Annotated in this window: 19 protein-coding genes; all 19 read right to left on the bottom strand. The window is 39.3% G+C overall.

The window, feature by feature from the left end; genetic code table 11:
* Positions 1-2 precede the first annotated feature (2 nt).
* Positions 3-3221 carry an alpha-(1->3)-arabinofuranosyltransferase family protein gene (locus WC310_03040; GenBank protein ID MFA5358769.1) on the bottom strand — a complete coding sequence of 1073 codons (3219 nt, stop codon included), beginning with the start codon at positions 3219-3221 and terminating at the stop codon, positions 3-5.
* 4 nt (positions 3222-3225) lie between these two features.
* Positions 3226-4332, bottom strand: coding sequence for an alkaline phosphatase family protein (locus tag WC310_03035; GenBank protein MFA5358768.1), 1107 nt, complete (start codon positions 4330-4332; stop codon positions 3226-3228).
* A 1-nt stretch (position 4333) separates the two neighbouring features.
* Complete coding sequence (locus WC310_03030) at positions 4334-5551, bottom strand: hypothetical protein (GenBank protein ID MFA5358767.1); 1218 nt, start codon at positions 5549-5551, stop codon at positions 4334-4336.
* 1 nt (position 5552) lies between these two features.
* The gene (locus WC310_03025) at positions 5553-6104 is read right to left on the bottom strand and encodes a methyltransferase domain-containing protein (protein MFA5358766.1); all 552 of its coding nucleotides are present in this window, start codon (positions 6102-6104) and stop codon (positions 5553-5555) included.
* Between the two features lies 1 nt (position 6105).
* Positions 6106-7302: a glycosyltransferase family 4 protein gene (locus WC310_03020; GenBank protein MFA5358765.1), complete on the bottom strand. Its 1197-nt coding sequence runs from the start codon at positions 7300-7302 to the stop codon at positions 6106-6108.
* Position 7303: 1 nt separating this feature from the next.
* Complete coding sequence (locus tag WC310_03015) at positions 7304-8437, bottom strand: radical SAM protein (GenBank protein MFA5358764.1); 1134 nt, start codon at positions 8435-8437, stop codon at positions 7304-7306.
* A complete protein-coding gene (locus WC310_03010; GenBank protein MFA5358763.1) occupies positions 8427-9089 on the bottom strand; it encodes a class I SAM-dependent methyltransferase in 663 nt (220 codons plus the stop codon). The genes WC310_03015 and WC310_03010 overlap by 11 nt, the downstream gene beginning before the upstream one ends.
* Before the next feature lie 17 nt (positions 9090-9106).
* A complete protein-coding gene (locus WC310_03005; protein ID MFA5358762.1) occupies positions 9107-9901 on the bottom strand; it encodes a class I SAM-dependent methyltransferase in 795 nt (264 codons plus the stop codon).
* A 13-nt stretch (positions 9902-9914) separates the two neighbouring features.
* Complete coding sequence (locus WC310_03000; GenBank protein ID MFA5358761.1) at positions 9915-11057, bottom strand: glycosyltransferase family 4 protein; 1143 nt, start codon at positions 11055-11057, stop codon at positions 9915-9917.
* A 5-nt stretch (positions 11058-11062) separates the two neighbouring features.
* Positions 11063-12550 carry a radical SAM protein gene (locus tag WC310_02995; protein ID MFA5358760.1) on the bottom strand — a complete coding sequence of 496 codons (1488 nt, stop codon included), beginning with the start codon at positions 12548-12550 and terminating at the stop codon, positions 11063-11065.
* Positions 12551-13465 (bottom strand): class I SAM-dependent methyltransferase, encoded by a 915-nt coding sequence (locus WC310_02990; GenBank protein ID MFA5358759.1) that lies wholly within the window; start codon positions 13463-13465, stop codon positions 12551-12553.
* The gene (locus WC310_02985; protein MFA5358758.1) at positions 13462-14274 is read right to left on the bottom strand and encodes a polysaccharide deacetylase family protein; all 813 of its coding nucleotides are present in this window, start codon (positions 14272-14274) and stop codon (positions 13462-13464) included. The genes WC310_02990 and WC310_02985 overlap by 4 nt, the downstream gene beginning before the upstream one ends.
* On the bottom strand, positions 14264-15148 hold the full coding sequence (locus tag WC310_02980; protein ID MFA5358757.1) for a class I SAM-dependent methyltransferase: 885 nt from the start codon (positions 15146-15148) through the stop codon (positions 14264-14266). The genes WC310_02985 and WC310_02980 overlap by 11 nt, the downstream gene beginning before the upstream one ends.
* A gap of 6 nt (positions 15149-15154) precedes the next feature.
* The gene (locus WC310_02975) at positions 15155-15541 is read right to left on the bottom strand and encodes a WxcM-like domain-containing protein (protein MFA5358756.1); all 387 of its coding nucleotides are present in this window, start codon (positions 15539-15541) and stop codon (positions 15155-15157) included.
* Positions 15507-16430 (bottom strand): dTDP-4-dehydrorhamnose reductase, encoded by a 924-nt coding sequence (gene rfbD, locus WC310_02970; GenBank protein MFA5358755.1) that lies wholly within the window; start codon positions 16428-16430, stop codon positions 15507-15509. The genes WC310_02975 and rfbD overlap by 35 nt, the downstream gene beginning before the upstream one ends.
* Positions 16414-17430: a polysaccharide biosynthesis protein gene (locus tag WC310_02965; protein ID MFA5358754.1), complete on the bottom strand. Its 1017-nt coding sequence runs from the start codon at positions 17428-17430 to the stop codon at positions 16414-16416. The genes rfbD and WC310_02965 overlap by 17 nt, the downstream gene beginning before the upstream one ends.
* 9 nt (positions 17431-17439) lie before the next feature.
* Positions 17440-18105: a YdcF family protein gene (locus WC310_02960; GenBank protein ID MFA5358753.1), complete on the bottom strand. Its 666-nt coding sequence runs from the start codon at positions 18103-18105 to the stop codon at positions 17440-17442.
* A 7-nt stretch (positions 18106-18112) separates the two neighbouring features.
* Complete coding sequence (locus WC310_02955) at positions 18113-19270, bottom strand: glycosyltransferase family 4 protein (protein ID MFA5358752.1); 1158 nt, start codon at positions 19268-19270, stop codon at positions 18113-18115.
* 67 nt (positions 19271-19337) lie between these two features.
* Positions 19338-21779 carry an alpha-(1->3)-arabinofuranosyltransferase family protein gene (locus WC310_02950; protein ID MFA5358751.1) on the bottom strand — a complete coding sequence of 814 codons (2442 nt, stop codon included), beginning with the start codon at positions 21777-21779 and terminating at the stop codon, positions 19338-19340.
* Between the last annotated feature and the right edge of the window lie 10 nt (positions 21780-21789).

The raw sequence follows: 21789 nt of genomic DNA, 5'->3' as shown, positions 1-21789 counted from the left end.
TTTTATTCCCTCGACCGTATTTTTTTGATCAAATAAAACAATATCAAACAAAATGACAGACCGGAAATCAAGCCACCGAGATAATAAATCCTTTGTGGCCAAAATTCAATAATGATTTCGAAATTCTGACACTTATCTCCTTGTTCAAGGCAGTCCGGTCGCTTAATCCACCAACCATTAGCATAACCATTGGCCAAAAAATGCTGGTGCTCGCCAAGCGAAGACCTAAAATATGTCTTGTAAAAAGGCGACGTAAGATTATTATTCTGCGTGGATCCGCCATATTCCTCGCTTACAAAATCAGCGTCTACCGGACCGCTTGATGACACTGGCGAAAAAGGCTTGCCCGAAAGTTCCCTTTGGCTTAAAAATACTTGAGGAAAGACATAAACCCTCCAAAAAGTATTAAAGTTTTCAGAAAAAACCAAAGAAAAATCGGTTACAGCTCCACTAACCATCACTTTATACTTTGTCGGGTTGATTTTTTTGAATGTTATTTTTGGCACCACCACTCCGCCTTCCACCACCTTTTTCTTGGCAACAAAAGTCATTTTATCCAAATCCTCGCTGGTCAGTCCGGTCAATAAAACACGATGATTGCCGGCAGCGAGACTTGCAGAACCGACAGATAAAACACTGCTTGTGCCGACATTGCTCCCAAAATCTAAATCGGAAAGCATGCTTGGTTTTTTGAGATAAACGAATCGATAGCCCTCCCCGGGTCTAGTTCCCGCTGGCACACTAACCACCACCCTTCTGGTCTTCATAGTCCCTATTTCAAAAGAATCGGGAAAAATTTCGACCCCCCAGTCTTCGCCCAGTTGCTGTCCATCCCGGAAACCGGCAAAAAATATTTTTGCTTCTGATGACGTTTTGTAGTCTTCGGGAAAATTTTCCGACAGCTGCGACCCGTAAAGATCTACCGCCCCAACATTTTGGATAAAACTCCAACCGACTATCGGACTATCAATACCCACATCATTAACGTCTAAAGGATAAATCTTTATCGACCGACGCCAGGACAAAGAAATCTTTTTGTCATTATCAAAGTAAACTCCACCACTTATTGCTTTAGTAAAAAATAATTGTTTCCCCGAATATTCATCGCCAAGACTAATACCAAAACCCGACGGGCATCCGGCACAGACCACAACTTGCGGCGAGATTGGTTTTTGAATCAAATAAAAATCATATTCTGCCTGCGCTGGTATATCTAGACTATAACCGTTAGTATCGGCTAGTCTTTTTGTTGCTATCAAATCCTTGTCTGAACTATCCAAACCATCTTTTATTTCGAACATCGACTCTTCCGTCACGTTTTTTTTGTTGAGTAAAACCGCCTGACTTGTCTCCAGGGGATCTTTGCTAGACGTATAACTAACTTTACGTGGGGCAAAAATTCTCTGCACGTAATAATCACCTTTAATCTGATAAAGATTCAACTTGCCAAAATTTTTTATAAACTCTATCCCCGGCTGCTCCGCTAAAATATTTTTTATCTGTTCCGGCGAATAAGAATCGGTGCCCGCCCTTTGCCACAGTAAATCGTCTTGCTGCAAGATATATTTAATATTAAAAACACCCAGTAATTCGGCAAGATCAACCCTGGTCTGCGGTTTAATGTAAGAAAAAAGACTATCAATCGTGTTATCGTACGGAGAATCTATTTTTAGATTGGGATAGCTGATAATCGGATTTGGTATAAGATAGTTGGCAACATATCCTCCGGTGCATATTCCCGACAACCATTTATAACAATGCCCATATCCTGCTTTGGGTAAAAGCAAAACTCTACCTTCAGGGTCGTTTTCTGTAAACCATTTGTTTGCTTGCTGCCAGTAGTCCGGCACTTGGACATGCATTGATTTTTCAGGTGTACCATACCAGGAAGCATCGGACAAAAATTTACCGGTCAGTATTGGCCAGGCAGCCGCAATTGGCAGTAACCCCAAAAACACAAGGATAATCAAAGCCATCGCTACCGCCCTTTGCCGGTTTTTTATCTTGGTTACAAACCACTTTTTTGCTCCATAATATATATCGGCGGCAGATAAACCATACAAAATCGAAAAACCAAATATCGTCAAAGGCATAAATTTGGAGTAAGGGTTGCGAAAAACCCAAAATCCAGGGATCTTTTCAAACAAAAAACCATAGACGACACCAAACGGTTCATTGGTCCCCTTGGCTAAAAATATTCCCAGCAAAAAAATCAGGGAGAAAAAAATAATCTTCTTGTCCCGCGGTCGAAAAATTAAAGCGAAAAATACCACTAGTGGAATTAGGTAGGTCAAGATTATAAGTAAAGGTTGATAATACAAATCACTGTACGGCACGTTTGAAAGCCCCGCGCCGGTTTTGATCCTAAAAGCCCAAAAACCCATCAATCTAAATACTTCAAACAAATAACTACGTTCGACAAAACTGATACTTTTTACAATTTCTCCTGCTTTGGAAGCAGCTTCAACAAAAGAAAAAGATATTATCAGCAACCACCAGGAGTTAACCGCCAGATATGCGACTACACTAGCCACGACTACTTTGAAAGCATGAACTATTTTAAAAAATTTAAAGTTGAAAGCAACAAAAAATAACAAATAAAGACCGAGGACCAGTGGTATAATACTAACTTCCGCCAGATTGGTGTTCGAAAAAAAGAGGAAAATAGATAACACGCTAATAGCCGCCGGATATTTGAAAGAAAATTTTTCTTGCTCCAAAGCCGAAATAAAGAACCAAAGCATCAGCGGCATGATTGCCAGCACCGGAGAAGCAACGGAGTTGAGCGGACTATTAATCAAAAACATATTGAAGCTATAGAGGATAGCGGCTAGCAGTCCGACGAGCTGATATTTAACCTCCTTTTTGTCTGCGCCAAAATATCTGATAACCAAATAATAAATCGATAGAGCCGGGGTAACGAAAATCAAAATAGTCCATAGCCTCTGGATATTAACCAAACTCAAACCGACCAGTTTTAATAAAGCCCAAAAAGCAGGCAATGGAAAAATATGACAAACCAAAAAATTTATTTCTCCAGCGCTTTTTAGCCCTGACCAGGTGTAAAGGGCATCGTGAAAAAGCTTTACCGGGTTAAGATACCAATCATTGTCGCCGCCGGCGATAAGCAGACCATCTCTAAACCAAACCAAGGGCAAAGAACCCAAAACTAAAATAAATAAAATCGGCCAATACTTTTTTATTTTTTCCAAGACAATCATCTTATTATTTTAAATCTAAAATATCTAAAATGCACTGATATGTTTCTTTGTTATTGATGATAGGCGCAATTTCAACCCGCCTTGGCGTATTATACAAAAATATTCCGTGATGTCCGCTACACTCCGGACCGTAACCGTGTACTCCTTTAACCTTAATGATTCCACCGTAAAAAGAAGGGAAAAAGGCAATGCCGGGCTGAAGTAAAAAAATCTCGTCAGCAAACTTTTTGTCTGCTATTCCTGAAGCCAAACGTTCTTGTTCACTTAAAACCCTGCCAAAATCCAAACCGCTTAAATATTTCAAAACCGCTTCTTTTGCCGCTTGTGATAAAAACCAAAACTTAACCATAGTCGTATCAACAAAATAAAAATAATCTCTACCGGCTTTTAAGCTGCCGATTCTTTCAAACTCCGGTCGGATAAATTTCTCAACCGAGCAAAAACCATGATCTGACAAAATAATAAGATTTGCTCCCGGATGCCGCTCTTGATATTTTTGCCAGATATTTTTCAGCTTATCATCAAGCCATTTTAGCTTAGCAAAATATTCGGCGCTCAAAAATCCGGCGTGACCGGCTCCATCCAGCTCGGTGAAATGAATAAAAAGATTATCGGCGTCAATATTTTGATAAAAAAGACCCACGCTTTCTTTGTCGGTATAGCAGCAAATGCTATGATCAAAAATTTTACCATTACTTAACTTTTCTATTTTCTTAAAAATAGTTTTTTCCCGCAGATCAGGACGTTGGATTTGTTTTCCCGCGTCGGTGAAAAAATATCGGTAGGCAAACGGCACGTTGTGAAACTTAAAACCACAATACCCTGTGACAAAACGTTTAAAAAGAGAAGAAAAGATACCGAGTTTATCAATAATTTTCAAAACCGGCATTAAAATACGAACGGTTTTATTTTGCAACCGTTGCGGCTCAAAAGCAAACTCACAAAACACACCGCTTTGATCTGGCACTAGTCCAGCAAACATCTCCAAATAAAGATTAAAACTATAGCCGATACCGGGAATACGACGACTTTTTTTGAGATTATTCAAAAAATCGGTCTGCGCCAGCTGATCGTAAGGAAAACCGTCGATGAAGATAACCAGATTAGCCATATTAAAAAACAATTCGATAAATAGTGAGCAGCTCCGCTTTAAGGAAATAAAAATCTTTTTTAAAGTCCCCTGTCAGAGAAAACTTTGTATTTTCGTAACTGAGTTGCTTGGTATATTTTGCCGCCAACTGCAAATACAAATCTGGTGATTCGCCATTTAGTTGTTTTTTGAGAGCAAAACAAAGCGCCAGATACGCCAAAACCAATTTCTTTTTTATCGGTCTAAAAGCTTTAAATAGAGAAAAAATCTTACCCGATAAAACAACTTGCTTGAGATAGCGCACCCGACAAGCCAGACTATAAACATCGAACCAGCTGTCATTAAAAATATCGGCTGATCTGTCTAAAACAGAAAAAACGTTCTCCTCATTTATCTCTGACTGGGACAGATTGTTTTTTTGAAGTAAAAGTCTCAGAACTAAAAACATGCCGCCCACCACTTCTTTGGCGTAATCAAAATACCCCTTATCAAAAGACACGTTTCTCTCGTTTTCCGCAAAGTGCATCGGAAATTTCATCCGACTGGAAAAATAATAATTGGAAAAAAATCTGTCCCCCAAAAATAAATAGTCCTCGTGGTGCGCTTCGACATATTTATACCTGTCATAACCGCTAGGTAACAAAATCCCTTTATTAAAAACAACCACCGCCATTAAATACTGATAAACATTTTTTAGTAACGCATAATAATCCTCTTTGTCACCAGGATTAAAACTAAAATCTTTCAAGAAAACCCTCAAGCGCATAAGCATAATATCGTTGACGGCTCTCAGATTAATGTTTTTTTCATCGATCTTCGGGATATTAGAAAGAATATTCAGATCACCGTACAAAACCTTACCGGCGTTTTTCAGCTCATAGATCAAAAGGTTTCTCTGATAAAACCGCATTAAACACTTTTTCTTAATAATAAAGTCGACATGAAAAAAACGGTTTTTTTGATGGTACTTTTCTTTTATCGCCACCAAATCGTTTCTTATTTTTTCTGCTGCCGCGCCGCTAACGCTACGGCGAACAAAGACAAAAAACTCCACATCGCTGTAGAGCTGATCACCAATAATAGTAATTTTACCCTTCGCGGTGCTACCATGAAGGACAACGGCGGCAAGATTGTCTTCACCGATATTACCAAGAAAAATATTCAAAGAATCCTGGATAATATCAATCAGAAAATCCGGATATTTATATTTTTCTATTTCCGAGAAAAAAAACTCTGTCATTTTATTTTTTTATTACTTTGGTTTCAAATTCTAACTCTTCAAATCCCCCCACCCAGTAACACCAAACTCGCTGACAGAAACCAATATTGAGGTTGGCGAAAAAATTAATTATCCGGGAAAGCGTATTGAGCGCAACCGAATGTTTGTTTGCTGGACGCAACCAGCTTAACTTGATTTTCTTTACTTCAAAGTAACAATCTCCGTAGTAATCATCTCCGTCATGAACAAAATAGCTGAAAAGCATCGTGCTAATCCCATTTTTGTGCCCCGGGTGCAGCCAGTTGCAAGAAAAATGCGGCGTCTTGATATAAAGCATCGCCCCGTCAGCACTGATTCGATATAGCTCTTCAATCACCCGAATCGGATCGTCCAAGTGTTCCAAAACATGGTCCATGATTACTTCGTTAACCGAAGAATCAGCAAAAGGATAAGGAAAGATATTTAAGTCATGAACAACATCAGCTTCTTTGACGTTGGGGTTATTATCAACATTAATAAAACCGGACAAATGTTTGTGCCCGCAACCAAAGTTTATTTTTTGCAGCTCTACCATATTATTTTTTTACTTTTTCAAAAAGTTTTTCCAGTTCTTTTGCCACAGCTGTCAGAGTAAATCTTTCCGAAACATTTTTGTAAGCCGCATCTTTCATCACTTGCCACTCGACGCGGTTATTAGCCTTTAGATCAAACATTTTTTTTATTGCCCCGCTAAAGGAATTCGCCTCGCCAAGCGGAGTAAGTAACCCGGTCGTGCCATTAACAACAATATCTTTAGTTCCGGGAATGTCGAAAGCCACTACTGGCAAACTTTTCGCTTGCGGCTCCAGACAATTATACGGAAACATTTCCCAACGTGACGGCACGATGCAAATATCAACTTGTCGATAAAGATTCGACATTTCCTTGACAAAACCAAGATATTTGACGTTACTAAATTTATTTATCAATTTATCTACAATATCCTGGCGCTGACCCGCTCCGGCAATCAATATTTCTATTCGCGAAAAGATTGGATCTTTAGATAGATTATCAATGATTTCCGACAAATAATCAATGCCTTTTTGTTCGGTAAAGCGTCCGGCGAATAAAATCTTAAAAGCGTCACTTTCGCCGGCAGTCGTCCTTTCCAAATCGTTTTCTTTTATTCCGTTTGGCACAAAGACAATTTTTCCCGGATCAAGCTTGAAACTTTCGACCAATTTATCTTTATAGGAATTGTTGATCACATGAACGGCGCCGCAAAGCTGCAAAACTTTTTGGTAAACGCGCGAAAAATACAAAAAATTATGAACTCGCGAATGAAAAGATTCTGCATTGGCTAAAAAAATAGCAGTGTGTAATCCAAGCACTACTTTGGCAAATCCCTTTTTGCCGATTAAACGTTTCAAATACCAAGAATCAATAAACTCGTTTTTGCAATAAATTACGTCGGCTTGGGCTAATAATTTTTTGATTTTCCTGCGTGCGGCGGAAAACGGCAACTGAAATAATAGCGGCATTTTGTAGCTATCAAATATTTTCAGATCTTCTTCCAGCTGGCGGGAAGTAATCCCATTTTGATGCAGTGGCGCTCCGATCAGACGAAAAATAAAATTTTCTATTTTTGGCCGAATCCGAACGTAAAAGTAATTATCACAAACAAAAAAAACATCCTGACCATCCCTTTTTAGCGCGGCAGCCGTCTCGACAAAATACTTTTCGGCGCCACCTTCGTAATCAAGCCGATTAAGATTAAAAAAACATATCCGCATATTAATCAAATTTTATTTCCTGACCTTCGATACAACGAAAACAAGCCGGCATCTGGTATTTCTTTCTGGCTAAACGAAAATATTTAAACTTTTTGTTATTCCAGATTTTTGTAAATTTGTCTTGCAAAATATTTCCTAGTATTAAATTTTGGCAAACCGTCACATCGCCGTTTGGTAAAACCACTGCCACCAGCCAAGGAGTAAGACAACGGCTTTTAGCCGGATACCGCCAGGAATAGAAACTATCAACGTCTCCCTCGTTTAACACCAGGTAAACCGGTATTTTGGATTTTTGCTTCGCGGTGCGATAAAACTCTTTTAATGCCGGGGCATCAACCGCTATCTTGCCGTCATTAACGGCTAAACCAATCACTTCTTGTCCGCCAGTGCCATGCGCGGCAATAAAATCATTTTGTTTTTTTTCAACTTCTGGTGAATAAAACATTAGATTACCAAAAGCCACTTCGTCAGTGCCAAGGTCGTTCGCTAAGTGCAAAACGTGCCAGTTATAATCCACCTTCTCACTGTTAGTGATACAAGAAATGCGAATATGCGGTGTGGCAACGCCTGCCTTTTTTCTAGCAAGCAAAAGATTGATAATTCCCCTGGTAGCGTTTTCATAAGCAAAAGTAAAACCGCGACGAGCATTGTGATACTCTGCTGGACCGTCGATAGAGGTAGAATAAAAATCAAGCCCGCTGGAAACTATTTTTGCCGTCAAATCTTCGTCCATCAAACTGCCGTTGGTGGTCAGCGCCGTTATCAACCCTTTGCTTTTGGCATATTTTATCGCCTCGATCAGATCAGGACGGAGTGTTGGCTCGCCACCGTTAAAATATATCGCTGGTTTAAACCAAGCGACTTGGTCAATTAGTTTCTTTATTTCCTCCAAGCTCATTTCTTTTTTGTCCGCGCAATCTTTGGTGTACAGCGGTGAAGCAGAAGAACAACCCGGACAACTAAAATTACAACGCCTAGTGATCAGTATGGTAATAATGTCTGGGGGAAAAGCGTGACCGGAGGCAAAATAATAATCTAGCGGAAAAATCCTTCGGGCGAACTGAAAACCGCGCCAGGGTATATTGCCCGGGTTGTTAACAATAGTTTTGATAATCTTTCCAATATTATCTTTCATTTTCTCCTAAAAATTTACGTTCGAGGTTTGGTGTTTTAATAGCAATGACAAAATGATGAGACGGCCATTTCACCAAACTATAAGGAATTTTTTTCCAAAGCCAGCGCAGATCAATATAGTTCCAAAAACCTTCGACGATAACGCGCGAGCCGGCGTCTTTGAGCAGCTGCTTAATCTGTTTCATAGTCAGAGGGTCTTCGATTGGCTGATCTTTGAGACCAAAAAATTTAATGAGCGGACGGCGTACTAATTCTAAACCATAAGGCAACTTGGCATGAACTGCTAAAATTTGAATTTTGGAAACCCTAACCATTTCTTGAATTGCTTTTTTTTGATCGGCGCAGTGTTCCAAAACACCAATACTTGTCGCTACTTCAAACTCATCGCTGGCAAACGGCAGTTCTTCGGCTGGCGCTTTCACTGTTTGCCGCGCGCCATTTTGCTGCGCTACTTTTAACGCTTCTTCGGAAAAATCAACCGCCACTGTTTCTGGAGAATACATTTCGATAAAACCATAGCCACAACCAATATCTACGCTTTTTTTACCCTTGACTAACGCGCCGACAACTTCATAGTACTCCGGCTCCTCGCTAAAGCCTTGATCTTTATGAAGTTCGTCGTAACCCTGACGGGAATCATCTATTCTGGACATAGAATATCAATTATTTTTTATTTCTTAGCTATTAATATGAAACGGTGAGCAAAAAACTTTCTGAGCGGCAGCTTTGTTCTCAGAAGTCTAAAAAGACTCAAATCATATACTTTGTTAAGTAGACGCGTGACCTCTTTGATTAGTCTGGGAAGATTTTGGCTTTTTATTGTCGAATAAAACCATCCTGGATCTTCATAACAATATATTTTAAAATCACTAAAATTTTTTTTGACCGCTTTTCTAAGTGAAAAATACGAAAATTCGTTTAAATGATATTTACCCCACTCTGTTTTTAGGTTAAAAACCTTTTGAGCGATAAAGTATTGCGGAGAAGATAAATATTTGTTTGGACCAGTAGATAAAATCAGCTCTCCACCATTTTTTAAAACTCTTTTTATTTCCCTTAAAACATCTTCCGCTTCTGGTAAATAGAGATGCTCGATAACTTCCAAAAAGAACACCTTGTCAAAATATTCGTCGGGATAAGGAATACTTTTGGCGTTGATCTTTTCTATCCTCACCCTCTCATTTGCCACAATATGCCCCCTTATTATCGCCAACGCTTCATCAGAATAATCCGCTAAAACAATTTCTCCTGCACTGCCTTGCAAAATATCACCCATCTCGCCGCGACCAGACCCTAAATCTAAAACCTTGTCGTTACTACTCAAAGCAACCAACCGCAAAATATCTTTAAATCTTTGATTTATTATTTTATTACGAAAATCGTACCGACCGGATTCTTTCTCCAAAAAATACTGCCGGTCATAAGATCCGATATTGCCGTCCGAATTGTTTAGTTCTTTGTTCATCGCTAAAGAATATTTATTGCATCAATATCTTTTTAGCGTGCTCTACCCAGGTGTTTTGTTTAGCCACTTCCCAGGCTGCATTACCCATTTTTGCCGCTAAAGCCGTATCTGCTACCAAATCGTTTATATAGCCGGCGTAAGCGTTGATATCCCCTTCGGTCGGAAAAAAACCCTGCGTACCGTGTTCAAAAATATTTGTTACCCCCGATCCTTTGGGGATAATGCTGGGACATCCGCAACCGGCCGCTTCTAAACACATCATGCCAAAAGCTTCGATAATCGGATGAACGAGGACAATCGCGCCGGAAAAAAGCTGTATCTTTTGCAGATCATCCACCCTATCAATCAGTCCTACCCTATCAACCAATCCTTCTTGCTTTATTTTATCAATAAACTCCAGACGATAATCTTCTTGCACCCAATTTCCGGCAACAATTAATTTTATATTTTTATCAACCAATATTTTTAAAACATCTAAAAGCAAGAAAGGATTTTTTCCGATATCCCATTTGGTTAGTGCTAATAGATATTGTTTTTTTTCTTCTGGTAACTTTTCCAGGGGATAGCAACCTGGATAAACGATTTTAGTTTTGTCCCGTCCGCCGATACCTTCGATATACTTTTTGTGCAAATCAGAACAAACAATAACCTCTTCGGCTTCTTTAATTATCTTTTTATCAAGTAGCAGGCTAAGAGGAAAAAGTATCGGTAAAAATAAACCAAGAAAACTGTTTTGATAAACTCTCGGCAAAATATACGATGCCGGGTCCCACAAAAAAACTTTGAAAGGAATATGACGGTCTTTCTTGAGAGATAGCGCAGCAAAACAATTGTATGTTTCGTGGACAATCAGCAAATCATACTCCTGATCTCTGATGACTTTTTTGGCGGTAAAAAAACTGCGCAGATGAAAAAATCTAAAAAAAGAAAAAAATGGAATTTTGAAATCTATCCGTGCCCACGCCGGCAGCTCACGAGAAATATAGCGTATCGGAATATCGCCGGCAAAATCATCAAATCGAAATTCCGGTCGCTCCTGCAAAATAACCAGCTCGGCATCATGACCAACGGCTCGCAAATTACGCACTTCTTCAAAAGCGGCAATACACACACCGCCTATCTGTACTACCTGTCCGATAAGAACCCCGATTTTCATATTGATTAAGATTTAATTAATTCAAAAAGCCTTTTTAACTTTTGCCCGGCGCCAACCGTACCTTGTCCGACCAGCAAACGGAAAAAATTATAGACCTGTCGCAACACCCAACGCGGGCTTTTTAGCTTATAACGCAACCACTCACCGCTAGCACTGCAATAACGCCACTCTACTTCCTCGTTGGTCAAATTTTCAAATTTAACTATCGAAGAAGTCGCCCCGTCGTAGTCCGACCAATCTTTGGCTAGTAACAAACCTTTTTCTTGAGATTCCTGGTAATACCTGGTACCCGGAAAAGGCGTATTAATAGAAAACTGCACGCTATCAACGTCCAATTCTTTAGCAAAATCCATGGTTTTTTTCATGCTCTCTTTAGTTTCTCCTGAAAGACCGAAAGTAAAAGTAGCATGAGTCTTAATATGCTTTTTGGCTAGTAGTCGCGCTACTTTTTTTATCTTTTCATGAACCACCGGCTTACAAATTTTTTTTAAAACCTCCGCATCTCCCGACTCAACGCCAAATTTCATACCAACACAACCAGCATCCGCCATCGCTTCCACCATTTCTTCGTCGGTGATCATGGCATCACCCATACACGACCAATGGATATTAAGACCACGATTTTTTATCTCTCGACAAAAATCTAAAACAAATTGCTTATTGCCGGTAAAAGTATCGTCGTCAAAATAAACTTCTTTGGCGCCGTATTTTTTCTGGCAGTCCTTCATTTCATCGACGATTCTTTTAACACCAAATGTACGATATTTGGCATTGTTGTACATTACTTGGTTCCAAAGACAAAAATTACAGCGAAAAGGACAACCTCTGGTGGCATGCATCTGTACTGCCGGCCGATATTGGCAAAATCCGTCCCAATACAAATCAATAGGGAAAAAACGACGAGCCGGCGGCGGCAGTTGATCAAGCGGATCAATCAGTTTTGGTGGATTATTTTTTATCTGCTCACCGGAACGCCAAACTAGCCCCGTAATATCATCAAAAGTCTTTCCTTGTACTAACCGTTCGACTAATTCAGTGAAGGACAGCTCGTATTCTTGAATAAAAATAAAATCTACAACTGGAGATTTTTTCATGGTTTCTTGAAAAAAAGTTGAAACATGAGGTCCGGCAAGAGCAATTTTTATTTTAGGTAAAAGTTTTTTTATTTTATTAACTAATACTAAGTCATGATTGATCGTCGGCGTTGAGGTTTCGAATAAAATTATATCAGGATTGTCTCGCACGATTTCTTGTAGAAACTCTTCCTCTGTTTTGTTTAGCGTCACCGCGTCGTTAACCACAATATCAAAACCTTTTTTTTCTAAAAGAGCGGCGGTATAGGCTAAATAAAAAGGAAACGGTAAATAGTCCGCTTTCTCCTCTTTTTTCTTTGTGACAGAAAATGGCCAGCGAGAGCCAGCACGGATAAAAAACTTTTCTTTGCCGTCACCCGAATCAACGCGGCAAGGAGGATTAGAAAGCAATACCTTCATTTATTTTTGATTATTTGAGTAGTAAAATCGCAAAACACTGCCTAGCGGACGTATTAGCGTCAAAAATCCAAAAATTAAGGTCAAAATCGTCAAAAGTGGAAACAAAACAACAAAAACCAGGCTCCTTATCACCTTAGAATTTATTTTATCTCGATAATACAATCGGCGCGATATGCTAGTAAATAATGATAAAACAATATTGAATGTCGTGCAACCCCGTTTTTTAAAAGAAAAGCCGTTTTTTTCAATCAACTTATTTAGCGTCTTAGCGCTAAAATGATACAAGTGAGTCGGGTCGTCAAAACTAAAGTACCCCTGCTTGGTGAGTTTAAAAACCGGACTAGATAAATTTGGCACTTCAACAACCAGCATACCATTTGGTTTAAGAATACGCCGTATTTCGGTGAGTAACCGGTCGGGATTCTCGATATGTTCCAAAACATGCCACAAAGTTACGACATCAAAATAGTTATCAGCAAATCCGCAATCTTCAAGATTTTTATTTAACACGACAGCATCGTTGCCTAATTTTTTAGTCGCCACCTCACAGGCAACAGCCGAGGTGTCAATACCGAAGGTTCGCCAACCATTTCTTTTCATACTATTTAAAAAATTTCCTTCCCCACAACCAATATCTAAAATCAACCCACCGGAACGATTTTTGCCGATTTCTATTGCCACCAGCCATTCTAAAAAAAGCACCAACATTTTTTCCAAAAAAGACGTCTGACGCTGATAGTATTCCCGATTATAATATAAAGCTGTTTCCTGCTGTGTCAGACCCACTGACTGAAAAATAAAACCACAGTTACGACAAACAACAATCCCTACCGGACGAGAAAAATCCGGTCTTTGGATTTCAAAAACATTGTCAAGCTGCGTTTGACCGCAAACTATGCATTTTTCTTTATTCATATTTCTTTAACGGTAATAATTTTTAGTTCTCCTTTTTTCCGCAAATAAACGGCGTAGTCAAAAACTTTTTTTATTATCTCTTTATCTTGCTGATAATAAAAATTTTCCGGGTGCAGCAACCAGACAAAACAGGCTTTTTTTCGCCGGGCAATATGCAGACCAAATTTAATCAACCAAAAACTAAGTGGCGTGCCTTCAAGAGATTGTTTAACTAAATTGACAATCGATTTTTCCGGCTGACTTATAACACTTGGAAAGAGTCCTTCTTTTATTCTGACAGTTTGAACGCTAAATTTTGGTAACTCCTCGAGATAAGCAACCTCGTTCCAAGGATAAGCATGGCTGCTAAATGCCAATCCTCTTTGGACAAAGGCTTCTTTCAATTTTTGCATCTCTTGAATAAAATCCTGTCGACTGATTTTGGAACAATGCGGATGGCTAAAAGTATGCGAAGCTATTTCGTGCCCCACTCCGGAATCGGTTAAGCCATCAATTAGATCACCAAAATAATTTAACGGCTCTTGTTCGTTTTTTAAAATAGTCTTCCCAGTACAAAACCACGTAATAGGCACATTGTACTGCCTAGTCAAAGCGATCATTTCCGTTATAGCACTTCGAGAGATTTCAGCATGTTTTAACGCAACGGCCTCTGGCTGCCAATTGCAAAAATCGACAGCGGTCTCTACATCAACGGTGATTACTAACCGCGATAAATCTCCCTCGATAACAAAAAAAGAACCTAAATACTCTAAGACATACTTGTACAACCAGATTAAATTTTTTACCATTCTCCTGGCACTATTCGACATATTGTTTTTTACATGCCACTGTCATACAACTACGGTAGGCTGGTATAACTTTTATTAACAACGAAAAAACTAAAAGCGGAAAAAACAAAAACCAATATTTTGTCCCCTTTTTATTGCCAAAATATTTTGCAGTCAGACCATGAAAAAAATCGAGTGGCAATTGAAATAACGGGAAACTTATATCAACAATCTCTAGTCCCTCTTTTTCAAAAAATCTTTTGATCGTTTTTGGGGAAAAAAAATAAATATGGCGAGGAGAATCAATACAAAACCAATCCCGCTGAGTTATCGTCAACTGACGACTGTCAACATTGGGAATACTAAAAACCATTATTCCATCATCTTTGATTATTTTTTTTATTTGGGCCAGCTCTTCGGCTAAATCGATCATCTGATGAAAAACATAATTTAGGATTATCACGTCAAAAAATTTTTCTTGATAAGTCGCGGCTTTAAGCGGACCACAATAAACATTTTCTATTCTTCTCTCAGCTTGGCGGCAAGCAACTGATGATATTTCTTGACCCCAAACCCGCCATCCCTTACTCGCTAAATATTCCAAAACTCTACCGGTGCCACACCCGACATCAAGAACGCTACCATATTTTTTATATTTTTTTATCAGCCGCAAAAAATTAGCCAATAAAAAATTGATAACAAAATTATTGAAAAAACTATCTTCTTCCGCCCAATAGTCATCCGGGTAAAACTTTTTCCACTCGTCTCCCTCGGGAATAACGGCTAAAAAAACCATATCGCATTGGATACATTTAACCAATTTAAAAACGCCCGCTTGACTATATCTAGCATCTCGGGTGTCTAAAAAATCTTCGTATTTACCCTCACCGCAGATCGGGCAAAATATTTTTTTCATCTTATATTAACTTAGAGTAAAGGTATCCGGATCTTCGGAGTTGAACACCTCCGTAGTATAAGCAAGGAGATACATTTCGTCTTCACCGATATTTTTAATGCTATGAAAAACGTTTGGCTCGATTTTTACTAACTGCAAATTATTTTCGTCCAAAATTACGTTTTCCTCCTGCCCGCTAGTCAAATTTTTTAGATAAAGCTCGGCTTTACCGCGAATGACACAATACCATTCATTTTTTCTTTTGTGGTAATGACCGCCTTTGGTAATCCCTGGTTTGGCGGTAGTAATCAAAAACTGACCGAATTCTTTTGGCTCGACATCTTCGGCGCGGATTATTTCAGCTAACCAGCCGCGATCATCAACTTTTTTCTCTAGATTTTTTATATTGACCATAAAAATTTTGCCTTAGATGCATTTTCTTTATATCGTCTTTCAGACTAATTTTATCCCAACCTAGTTCACTAAGCAACTTGGCGTTATTTAAAGAAGCGTTAACCGGACGTGGCGCTCGCAGTATGGCTAACGCAAAAGGGACCGGTCGTAAGCTGCTTTGATCCAGACCGAACTCATCAGCAACCATCTGCGCCCACTGATATTTAGACAAAATTTCATTGCAAGTAACATTATAAATTCCGATTTTATTTTTCTCCAGCAACTGCCATAAAACATCGGCCAGAGTTTCGGTAAAAACCGGCGTGCTGTATTGATCTTCAAACGGGGTAAACTCTTTACCTTGACTCAAAGCATTGATTACCGCTTCGGGAAAACAACTTTTTTGTAAAATATTCCAGCCATAGATGGTAGTGCGAATAATCAACCAGTCAGTTAAAATATTTCTCACCACTTCTTCGCCTTCCCATTTTGTTTTAGCATAGACGCTGAGAGGATTTGGCACATCTTCCTCGGTATAATTTCCTTTTTTGCCGTCAAAGACAAAATCAGTAGAAATATAAACCAGTTTGGCGCCAATCTCTTTGGTAGCTAAAGCAATATTTTCTGTTGCCATTACATTAACCGCACGCGCTTGCTCTGGGTTATCTTCACAATAGTCAACGTTAGTCATTGCCGCGGTGTGAACGATAATATCTGGACTTATTTTCTTTACCGCTTCAAGAGTTTTTTGCCCGTCGGTTAGATCAACGCTAACACTTTTTTCCTGATCGTAAGCCGGCAACTCACGCGACAAAAGATAAATGTCAGCTTTTTCCTGCCACGTAAAAAATAGGCTGCTACCCAGCATGCCGCTACCGCCAGTAATTAAAATTTTAGATCCAGCCTTCATTTTTTAGTAGCTCCCCAAGATCTTCTTTGCTTAGACGTTGAGTATTTTCCGAAGAATAGCGGAAAGATTTTTGCTGCGTCGGACCAGGGAGATTGTTTATTAACGAACCGTATTTAGCTTCTACATCGGGTAGTGATATCTGCGGCAAAATAACAAAGTAGTCGCCCTGATCAATACAGTGCAGTGACTCGGAAGGAGAAACCAGACTCTCATGAATCTTTTCTCCGGGACGGATTCCTTTTTCTACTACCTTTTGATTTTCATTTTTGCCGTGTCGGGCTAAGATAATTTCTGCCAAATCAGTGATGGTGTGCGCTGGCATTTTTTTGACAAACATTTCACCACCGACAGCATGCTCGGCTGCATAAAAAACTAGCTCTATTGATTGAGGTAAAGTAATAATAAAACGCGTCATTAGTCTGTCGGTAATCGGTAAATCCTTGCCTTCTTCGGCAAGCTGTTTAAATAGCGGCACTACTGACCCGCGAGAACCAAGCACGTTGCCATAACGAACGCCGGCAAAGACTGTTCTTTTGTTACCTTTTTCAAGGTTGGCCGAAACAAACAAACGCTCTTGCATTGCCTTACTGATACCCATGGCGTTGATCGGTTCGCACGCTTTGTCTGTTGAAATAGTTATCACCTTCTCAACGTCTTCTTGCAAAGCCGCTTCGATAACGTTGTGCGGACCAAGAATGTTGGTTTTGACTGCCTGGATAACATGATATTCGCAGGAAGGAACTTGTTTTAATGCCGCGGCGTTGAAAACTATATCAATTCCTCTCATTGCTGATCGTACTGACGCAGCATCGCGAACATCACCAATAACAAAAGTTAAAAACTTAACATCCGGATATTCCAAACGCATGTCGTGCTGCTTTTTTTCATCACGGGAAAAAACCCGTATCTCGGCCGGTTCGTAAGGAATCAAATCATTAACTATTTGATGGCCAAACGATCCCGTCCCCCCGGTAACTAGTATTCTTTTGCCTCTGAACATAAAATAAATTTATAATTGATTATTCCAATATTCTATATAATCTAAGCCCTCTGATAACTTAGCGACGTCTGCTTTTTTGCCATCAACACCATCCTGACCATATTTTATCAACCGAGGGATTTCTTCTTCGTTAAACAAATCAACTTCATCGCGACCTCGAGCTGTGGTCCTAAACCAATTCAAATCCGCTGGGGCATTGATGATTTTAACCATCTTGTCCATACCTTGTTTTTTAAGCTCCGCCAAAAAAGTCAAAAAAACTCTAATCTGGTGATATGGATTAGCTACTAAGATTATTTTGTGCCAATCATTATCTTTAACTAAACGCAAAACATTTACTGCCTGCTCCTTCGTATTCAAAGACGTAGGGTCTATAATGATTTGATCACGACTAATTCCAGATTGAACGAACACCTCGGCCATTTTTTGAGATGGAATATCCGTTGGCGCCTTATCAACGCCACCCGATAAAACTAGCTTGGGTGCATAATCACTCTGAACGATCCTTATACACTTTACATTGCGGTCGTCTGCTTCGCCCTCCAACCACACAGCAGCATCTGACTGCTCCAACGGTTGTTCTTTGATTAACTTATAAAGCCGAGAAATCTCCGAGTCCTCGTCAGTCGGATCATATTCAGGATAAGCCTTAGAACCTTTTTGTTCATTAAACATATAAAAATTATTTTAAAATTCCATCAATCGCTTGCATAATACGACTAGCATTTACCGCCCAGTCCCAACCATTTGCCCAGTCTAGAGCTTTAGCGCTGATCTTTTGATAAAGACTAACATCGTTTGCTAGACTGATAATCAATTCGGCATATTTATCCCGATCTCCAAGCGGCGCTTTGAGCATACCTTTAGGATAATATGTTTTGAAAGCCGGCAAATCATAACCAACTACCGGCAAACCGCAAGCCATGCCTTCGGCCGCACTCATGCCGCCGCTATCCCAGACCGAGGAATGTAAAAACATCTGACTTTCTTTCATCAAAATATATTTGTAGTCACCATCCACAAAACCAAAAAATACGACATTATTTTTTAATCCCAATTTTTCCGCTTTTTCTTTGGCTTCTTTTTCCTGTGGACCTTCTCCTACCACTGCTAGCTTGGCCTGCGGCATAACATCACAAACCTTTCTCCAGACATCAAGCAGCTCTAAAATTCCTTTGTGGCGATGCACCCGTCCCATAAAAATACCAAGATATTTTTTTCCTTCGGCTCTGATACTTTGAATATAATCAAGATTAACGCCGCCGCGGATCGATACTACCCGCTCGGCCGGCACTCCATCGCCTACAACAAAATCTCTGTCACCGTCATTGGTAACAAAAATCATCTGCGCTATTTTTTTACTGAGAAAATAAATTGGTTTCTGGGTAATAAAATGTAAAAAAGCTTTGACGTAAAATTTAGTCTGTTTGAAAGGATTCGGAGCAAACATAAATACCGAAGCAATCCAGAAACATTTGGGGTTAATGATTTTAAAAAGTAATCCCGATAAAGCATCCGGCCAAAAATCAGACGTTGACCAAACAATAACATTTTCAAATCCGCGCCAACTTTTTAGCGCATTCCATAAACCCCAAAAAACACCGACAAAGTATTGACCGAAAATCCCTAAAAAGCGAAAATTTTGTGCCGGCCAAGTGACATACCGAGCGCCCATCAAATCATTAGCCTGACAAATCTGCTTACCAACAGGAGAGGTAAAAACCGTAACCTGATGACCGGTTTTTACCCAATTTTTGGCTAATTCAATAAAAATTCTATTACCGCCGCTCATGCCCGGTTCTATCATGGTATTGGCTATTATGTAGATTTTCTTGGACATATTTTAGTTTTTACAGTCTACTCCCATTAACTTTTCTTGTAAAGATAGCCAAATTTTTCTCAATTTTCTAAATATCTTTAATTGACTTTCTTTTTTTTCGGCTAACAATAATCAATACTATAATAAAAACCAACCAGGCAACGACACTTGCGGTCAAGCTCCAATAAACTAGGCGCTGCGGCCAAAATTCTAAAATAATGGTAAAGTCCTCTTTTTGTTCCGGTCGCTCCACATACCAAGCATTAGCGTATTTATTAACCCAAAAGTGCTTATCATCGGCAATCGGCTGCAAACTCCACGTTTCGGCAATCTGACCAAAAAAACTATTAACCCGCTTTGTATCAGGTATTAAATAGGCTTTCCATTCATTATTAAAACTATCTGACAGTACCAAAAGAAAGTTACCTTGGGCATTACTAACTTCGACTCGATATTTTGTCGGGTTTATTCTTTCAAATTTTATGTCTGGTGCCGTTTTCAACGTCAGATTTTCCAATGATTCTTTTTTGCCGTCCAAAACCGCCGTAGCACTAAAATCAAAGGCTGAATCTTTACGGATCTGACCAAAGGTTTTCTCCGGATCCGTAGAAGTAAAAATCGCTATCTTGTCTTTTTCCAGTCTAGTGTTGACTAATTTCAAGGCTTGCAACCAATCGGAGCTTAGAGCGCAAAATGTCGGAACGTAGATACGAGGATAAAAATATTTATCCTCCAACAAATAAAAATCCAACTGACCAATATTCCGATCGAATTTTAAGCCGGCTATTTCTTCTTTTTCCAAATGCTTCACGGCCAGATCAAAAGTGACTTTCGGCATATTAAAATATTCTTTCGCCACGTCTTTTCTCACCATAGCATATTTAGTATTTAGCAGTCCCATCAATAATGCCGCGTTTTGCTCGTTAACCGTCTCGGCTGAAATTTCGTCCCAAATTTTTATTTCGATTCCGTTTTCATTCATCAAATGCGTTACCGATCGTAATAAAAGAGGATAGGCGGGATCAGCTCCATCGTAACCGTTATCCCAACGCAACGCGGTACCAAAAAAACCCGTCTCAGGCACAGGATAAATTCTAAAATTTTCCGGCTGCGTCGCCAGCCAGCCAGCCGCCTCTCGATAATAATCAGGAACGCCCACTAAAGCTGACCGAGAAATTAGTCCTTTTTCATGAAAAACATCTCCTTGCCAAAATGGATACTGATAAATAACAAACAATAAAACACAAATAACAACCAAAACTGTTTTGGCATTAGTTGCATTTATTTTCTTCTTTAACCACAAATAAATTTCGCTGAGAGTGTAGCCGATCAAGACAGCATAACCCAAGACAAGAAACGTGCCGAATTTCCCCATCGGATGACGAAAAGCACCAAACAAAGAAAACTTGTTTACTGCCCAAACATATAAGCCTCCAAACGGAGGTTGCGATCCCTTATACAAAAATAAAGCGGCAACTGAAAACAACAAAAAAAACACTAAACGCCTTTTTTCTTTTTTCTCTTCTTTAAATAAAAATAATAAACTTCCCAAAGCTAGCAGCGGAATAGTATAGCTAAGTATAGTAAAAAATATTTTGCCGTTATAGACCGGCGAATACGAATGAAAATAATCTCCTGGCGCATAAGAAAAATTATCATCAAAAGGCTGATAGCCAAAAAGTCTGACGGCATTAGACAAATGTGCCGTCACGCTCGCACCCCGAACCGTCTCGCCCAAACTGTGAGAATAAGCTGCATTTTTCAAAGCGGCTGAAGAAAAAGAAGAAATATCATAGACAAAAGGTACTAACCAATAAAGGTTTAGCAATAACCAAACGACCACCAATAAAGCTGTAAAAATACAAGCGACCCTGACCTTTTGCCGGTCACGACGATTAACAAACAAATAAAAAATAAAATAAGCAAAAATCGGCAACCAGACTAAAACCACATAAGAAGCGTTACTGTAAGCAATAGCGACTAAAAAATTGAGCAGAGAAAAAAGAAGCAAATAGATTATCACCTTCCCACCCTCTATCCCCCTAATAAAAAGGGTTAGCAACCATGGCAAAAAAGGATAAAAATAAATAATCTGGATACCCATGCCCCAAACCATAACTAGAGCATAAATATTAAACATATAAAAAAGAGCTGCTAACAGCCCTATTAAATAACGTCGTTCGCCGCGAAAAACAGTAGTTAACAAAACATAGACCCCCAAACCGCCGGAAACAAACAAAAAATAATAAGCCAACCGTTGGAATAAAAATAATGGCAGACCGATCTTTGCCCAAATAGCCAAACAAATTTGGTAAAAAATAAACGGCATCGCCTGTATTACCGGCGAGCCGGTATCTTCTCTGCTCCAAGTATAAAAATAGTTTTTAAAAGTTTCCAGAGGAGAAAAATTGAACCTCACGTCGCCATAACTAAAAATCAAATCGCCCTTAAACCAAGTAAAAACCGCCAAACCGGCCAAAACAACAATCAAAACCGGCCAAAAATGTTTGGACTGGAAAAGTCTTTTCATATTAAAAAAC

It is taken from the genome of Patescibacteria group bacterium, assembly GCA_041653535.1.
Lineage (GTDB): Bacteria > Patescibacteriota > Patescibacteriia > JACRDY01 > JACRDY01 > JBAZFH01.
Note: the sequence above shows the minus strand (reverse complement) of the source record. Positions and strands in the feature narration are given on the sequence as shown.

Bases quoted from the DNA above. Each gene is read 5' to 3' on its own strand.
- WC310_03030 (MFA5358767.1), bottom strand. From the start codon at position 5,551: ATGACAGAGTTTTTTTTCTCGGAAATAGAAAAATATAAATATCCGGAT.
- rfbD (MFA5358755.1), bottom strand. From the start codon at position 16,430: ATGAAGGCTGGATCTAAAATTTTAATTACTGGCGGTAGCGGCATGCTG.
- WC310_03015 (MFA5358764.1), bottom strand. From the start codon at position 8,437: ATGAAAGATAATATTGGAAAGATTATCAAAACTATTGTTAACAACCCG.
- WC310_02980 (MFA5358757.1), bottom strand. From the start codon at position 15,148: ATGAAAAAAATATTTTGCCCGATCTGCGGTGAGGGTAAATACGAAGAT.
- WC310_03040 (MFA5358769.1), bottom strand. From the start codon at position 3,221: ATGATTGTCTTGGAAAAAATAAAAAAGTATTGGCCGATTTTATTTATT.
- WC310_03035 (MFA5358768.1), bottom strand. From the start codon at position 4,332: ATGGCTAATCTGGTTATCTTCATCGACGGTTTTCCTTACGATCAGCTG.
- WC310_02990 (MFA5358759.1), bottom strand. From the start codon at position 13,465: ATGAATAAAGAAAAATGCATAGTTTGCGGTCAAACGCAGCTTGACAAT.
- WC310_03000 (MFA5358761.1), bottom strand. From the start codon at position 11,057: ATGAAAATCGGGGTTCTTATCGGACAGGTAGTACAGATAGGCGGTGTG.
- WC310_03005 (MFA5358762.1), bottom strand. From the start codon at position 9,901: ATGAACAAAGAACTAAACAATTCGGACGGCAATATCGGATCTTATGAC.
- WC310_03020 (MFA5358765.1), bottom strand. From the start codon at position 7,302: ATGCGGATATGTTTTTTTAATCTTAATCGGCTTGATTACGAAGGTGGC.
- WC310_02965 (MFA5358754.1), bottom strand. From the start codon at position 17,430: ATGTTCAGAGGCAAAAGAATACTAGTTACCGGGGGGACGGGATCGTTT.
- WC310_03010 (MFA5358763.1), bottom strand. From the start codon at position 9,089: ATGTCCAGAATAGATGATTCCCGTCAGGGTTACGACGAACTTCATAAA.
- WC310_03025 (MFA5358766.1), bottom strand. From the start codon at position 6,104: ATGGTAGAGCTGCAAAAAATAAACTTTGGTTGCGGGCACAAACATTTG.
- WC310_02985 (MFA5358758.1), bottom strand. From the start codon at position 14,274: ATGTCGAATAGTGCCAGGAGAATGGTAAAAAATTTAATCTGGTTGTAC.
- WC310_02960 (MFA5358753.1), bottom strand. From the start codon at position 18,105: ATGTTTAATGAACAAAAAGGTTCTAAGGCTTATCCTGAATATGATCCG.
- WC310_02975 (MFA5358756.1), bottom strand. From the start codon at position 15,541: ATGGTCAATATAAAAAATCTAGAGAAAAAAGTTGATGATCGCGGCTGG.
- WC310_02950 (MFA5358751.1), bottom strand. From the start codon at position 21,779: ATGAAAAGACTTTTCCAGTCCAAACATTTTTGGCCGGTTTTGATTGTT.
- WC310_02955 (MFA5358752.1), bottom strand. From the start codon at position 19,270: ATGTCCAAGAAAATCTACATAATAGCCAATACCATGATAGAACCGGGC.
- WC310_02995 (MFA5358760.1), bottom strand. From the start codon at position 12,550: ATGAAGGTATTGCTTTCTAATCCTCCTTGCCGCGTTGATTCGGGTGAC.